4 protein-coding genes and 1 riboswitch are annotated in these 4,244 nt (G+C 69.7%); of the genes, 1 reads left to right on the top strand and 3 read right to left on the bottom strand.

Annotated features, from left to right (window positions below; translation table 11 throughout):
- Positions 1–17: 17 nt before the first annotated feature.
- The 3 genes from AC2W7M_RS20775 to AC2W7M_RS20765 form a co-directional block, all read right to left on the bottom strand.
- Positions 18–230 (bottom strand): hypothetical protein, encoded by a 213-nt coding sequence (locus tag AC2W7M_RS20775; protein ID WP_486134561.1) that lies wholly within the window; start codon positions 228–230, stop codon positions 18–20.
- Between the two features lie 236 nt (positions 231–466).
- Positions 467–1,183: an SDR family NAD(P)-dependent oxidoreductase gene (locus tag AC2W7M_RS20770; RefSeq protein WP_486134563.1), complete on the bottom strand. Its 717-nt coding sequence runs from the start codon at positions 1,181–1,183 to the stop codon at positions 467–469.
- Between the two features lie 142 nt (positions 1,184–1,325).
- Positions 1,326–2,546, bottom strand: a complete 1,221-nt coding sequence (locus AC2W7M_RS20765; protein ID WP_486134559.1) for an O-succinylhomoserine sulfhydrylase — start codon at positions 2,544–2,546, stop codon at positions 1,326–1,328.
- An 85-nt stretch (positions 2,547–2,631) separates the two neighbouring features.
- Positions 2,632–2,714: riboswitch (SAM riboswitch) on the bottom strand.
- A gap of 86 nt (positions 2,715–2,800) precedes the next feature.
- On the opposite strand from AC2W7M_RS20765, the gene AC2W7M_RS20760 reads away from it, so the two are divergent.
- Positions 2,801–3,934, top strand: coding sequence for a 2'-deoxycytidine 5'-triphosphate deaminase (locus AC2W7M_RS20760; protein WP_486134558.1), 1,134 nt, complete (start codon positions 2,801–2,803; stop codon positions 3,932–3,934).
- Positions 3,935–4,244 lie beyond the last annotated feature (310 nt).

The following is a 4,244-nucleotide window of genomic DNA, read 5'->3' as shown; positions in this document are numbered from 1 at the left end:
ACCCGCGCCTTCGGCGCTCAGCGGGCCGAGCGGGGGCGTTGGGGCAGATGCGCAAGCGCCGCGACGTCGAACTCGAATCCGTCGCGCGAGTAGCGCGTGTCGGGCCGGCCGGAGGCGGCCGCGGACGGCGTGGCCGCCAGATTGCGCCGCAGGCGCGCTTGAGGGCGGCGATCTCCCGACGCAGCGGAAAGATCGGAAGGTTGATGGTGATCGTCATAGCCACGCTCCATCAGTATTCACGGCTCATTGCAAGAAAAGCCCGTTACAGATTTTTACAAACCTGCAACAAACCCGGCTCGCTGGGCGTGCATCTATGGCACGCGGCCAGAAAGCCCTGCGAAGCGGGCGTGAATTTGACGATGGTGGGATCATGTGGGGGCCAAATGCGGCATCCCCCGGCCAGAAGAACCTTGGTTAACAAGGTATTAAATCTCTGGGCGACGCGGCCGTCCGCCCCGCATGCCGGTCAGACGTGCTGGCCGCCATTGATGTGGATCTCCGCCCCGTTGAGATAGGAGGCGGTCTCGCTGCACAGCACGTAGATGATCTTCGCCACCTCGTCCGGCGTGCCGAGGCGCTGCATGGGGATCTGGGCGACGATCTTCTCGGTGCCCGGCGAGAGGATCGCGGTGTCGATCTCGCCCGGCGCGATGGAGTTCACGCGGATGCCGCGGCGGCCGAAGTCGGACGCCATCTCCCGCGTCAGCGCCGCCAGCGCCGCCTTCGAGGTGGCGTAGGCGGCGCCCGCGAAGGGGTGCACCCGCGATCCGGCGATGGAGGTGACGTTCACCACCGATCCCTGTGCCGTCTCCAGTTCCGCCGCGAGGCCGCGCGCCAGGATGATGGGGGCGAAGAAGTTGACCTGGAACACGTCGACCCAGGTTTCCAGGTCGGTGTCGAGGGTGCCGAGGCGCGAGCCGCCCTCCCCCTTGGGGGAGATGGCGGCATTGTTCACCAGCGCGTGCAGCTTGCCCTCGGGGAGCCGGCGCTTGACCTCCTCCACCGCCGCCTTGGTGCTCAGCGGGCTCGCAAGGTCCACCTGGATATGGTCCTCCGGCCCGGCGCCCCAGGGGCACTGCTCCGGAAAGGCATGGCGCGAGCAGGAGATGACGCGCCAGCCGGCGGCCGAGAACCGCTTCACCGTCGCATGGCCGATGCCGCGGGACGCGCCGGTCAGCAGCATGATGCGCGGCGGCTCTTCGGGGATCATCGTCGTCTCTCGCGGAACGAAGGGAGCTTCGGGCCGACAAGCAGCACCCCGGCGCGTCAAAGGTCAAGCGCCGCGCTCCGGGGCGCGGGCCGCCTCAAGCCGCGTCGGCCGGGCCTCAAAGGGCGGCGATGGCGCCCTTGAGGTCGGCGATCAGGTCGTCCGGGTGCTCCAGCCCCACCGAAAGCCGCAGCAGGCCGTCGGAGATGCCCATCTCGGCCCGCGCCTCGGGCGTGAAGCGCTGGTGCGTGGTGGTGGCGGGATGGGTGATGAGGCTCTTCGCGTCGCCGAGATTGTTGGAGATGCGGATCAGGCGCAGCGCGTTGGCGAAGCGGAACGCGCCCTCCTTGCCGCCCTCCACCACGAAGGTCACGAGCGTGCCGCCGCCCGACATCTGCCGGCGGGCGAGCGCGGCCTGCGGATGGTCGTCGCGGCCGGGATAGATGACCCGCGAGATCTTCGCTTCCCCGGCCAGCGCGTCGGCGATCGTGCCGGCGCTCGCCTGCATGCGCTCGACGCGCAGCGCCAGCGTCTCCAGCCCCTTGAGCATCACCCAGGCGTTGAACGGCGAGATGGAGGGGCCGGTCTGGCGCAGGAAGGTCTGCAGGTGGTCGGTGACGAACTTCTGCGAGGAGAGGATCACGCCGCCGAGGCAGCGGCCCTGGCCGTCCACATGCTTGGTGGTGGAGTAGACGACGATGTCCGCCCCGAGCTCGAGCGGGTGCTGGAGCAGGGGGGTGGCGAACACGTTGTCCACCACCAGACATGCACCCGCCTGATGGGCGATCTCGGCCACCGCGGCGATGTCGATGATGTCGAGGGTCGGGTTGGTGGGGCTCTCCAGGAACAGCACCTTGGTGTTGGGCTTCACCCCGGCGCGCCAGGCGTCGAGGTCGGTGCCGTCCACCAGCGTGGTCTCGACGCCGTAGCGCGGCAGGAAATCCTCCAGGATCCAGCGGCACGAGCCGAACAAAGCGCGGGCGGCGAGCACATGGTCGCCGGCGCTCAGCTGGCACAGCAGCGCCGCGTTCACGGCCGCCATGCCGGACGCCGTGGCGCGCGCGGCTTCCGCGCCTTCGAGCAGCGCCATGCGCTCCTCGAACATGGCGGTGGTGGGGTTGGAATAGCGCGAATAGACGAAGCCCGGATCCTCGCCCTTGAAGCGCGCCTCGCACGCCTCCGCATTGTCGTAGACGAAGCCCTGGGTGAGGAAGAGCGCCTCGGAGGTCTCGCCGAACGGCGAGCGGGTGGTGCCCGCATGCACCAGGCGGGTTTCCGGGTGGAGCGTCTGCGGGTCCGCGGGAACGAAGCGGGATTGGGATTTGGGCGCCACCGACATGTCTGCCTCCAGGGCAGGCCGGGAGCGCAGACGGAGCGGGAGGCCTTGCGCGCGACCTCAAAGTCGCGGCAGATGCCGTGCGCCGCACCGCTCGTCCCCGGCCTTTTAGCTCAAAGTTGTTTAACGTGGCTGCAAGCCGGCCGGCCCAAATTCACCACGAACGGGACCGAGATAAGGTTGCGGCGCGCTTGGCGTCAAGGGATTTGTTCGTTAGATCGAACGATCGGGACCGGGAAAACGGATAGGGGGCGAGCGTGGCCGAGCTTTCCAAGCCTGGGATCCTACCCGCCGAGGCGATCTCGGCGCTCGTCGCGGCAGGCTCCATCGCGACCAAGCGCGGCCTGGATGCGGATCAGATCCAGCCGGCCAGCCTCGATCTGCGGCTGGGACGGACCGCCTGGCGCATCCGCGCGAGCTTCCTGCCGGGCGCCGGGCGCACGGTGAAGGAGCGCCTGTCCGAACTGGCGCTGCACGAGCTGGACCTCGGCTCCGGCGCGGTGCTGGAGACCGGCTGCGTCTATCTCGTCAAGCTGTTCGAGCAGTTGAAACTGCCGTTCGACCTCGCGGCGGCGGCCAACCCCAAGAGCTCCACCGGCCGGCTCGACGTGTTCGTGCGCGTCATCACCGACGGGGCGCGGGCCTTCGACACCATTCCCGCCGGCTATTCGGGGCCGCTCTATCTGGAGATTTCCCCGCGCACCTTCCCGATCCTGGTGCGCACCGGCTCGCGCCTGTCGCAGGTGCGCTTCCGCCGCGGCGTGGCGCGCCTGTCCGACCTCGAACTGCTGAATCTTCAGGAGAGCGAGCGGCTGGTGGATGCGGCCACGCCCGATGTCGCCGCGGGCGGCATCGCGCTGGGCGTCGATCTCGCGGGCGAGGCGCTGTCCGGCTTCCAGGGCTTCCGCGCCAAGCGGCACACCGGTGTGGTCGACGTGGACCAGCCGGGCCTGCTGGACGTGGAGGATTTCTGGGAGCCGATCCGGGTGCGCCGGGATGGCGGCACGCCGAGCCTGGTGCTCGATCCGGACGCCTTCTACATCCTCGCCTCCCGCGAGGCGGTGCACGTGCCGCCGGACTATGCCGCCGAGATGGTGCCGTTCGATCCGCTGGTGGGCGAGTTCCGCGTGCACTATGCGGGCTTCTTCGACCCCGGCTTCGGCAGCGCCGCGGCCGGCGGCGTGGGGGCCCGGGCTGTGCTGGAGGTGCGTTCGCGCGAGGTGCCCTTCATCTTGGAGCACGGCCAGACGGTGGGCCGCCTCGTCTATGAGCGCATGGCCGGGCGGCCGGAGCGACTCTATGGGGCCGATCTCAAGTCCCACTACCAGGGGCAGGGCCTCAAGCTGTCCAAGCACTTCAAGCCGTTCGCGGGTCCCGACGGCGGCGCCTGAGCCGCCCGGCGCAGGCGCCGGGCGGCAAGGCGCGCTCTCGTTGAGCAACGAGAACGAAGCGCCGTCCGGAACACCCCGCGGTCCGGGTGGCGCGCGCTCGGAAATCCGGCGAGGCGCGGGCATGCCGATCCGCGGACGGATCGGCCGCGGGCTCAGAGCTTCTCGAGGCAGGCCACGGCCGCCTGGGCGGCTTCGCGGGCGCTGCCCTGCGGCACGCTGCCGCCCATCACCAGCCCGCGCACCTTGTCGGTGACGAAGCCGCCGCTTGTCCGACGCCGCGGCGAAGCCCGGGGGCGGTGGCCTGGTAGAT

The organism is Xanthobacter sp. BG11Y11_SDJG (genome assembly GCF_057364445.1).
This window is presented reverse-complemented; position numbering and strand designations above follow the sequence as displayed.

Bases quoted from the DNA above. Each gene is read 5' to 3' on its own strand.
- AC2W7M_RS20775 (WP_486134561.1), bottom strand. From the start codon at position 230: ATGGAGCGTGGCTATGACGATCACCATCAACCTTCCGATCTTTCCGCT.
- AC2W7M_RS20770 (WP_486134563.1), bottom strand. From the start codon at position 1,183: ATGCTGCTGACCGGCGCGTCCCGCGGCATCGGCCATGCGACGGTGAAG.
- AC2W7M_RS20765 (WP_486134559.1), bottom strand. From the start codon at position 2,546: ATGTCGGTGGCGCCCAAATCCCAATCCCGCTTCGTTCCCGCGGACCCG.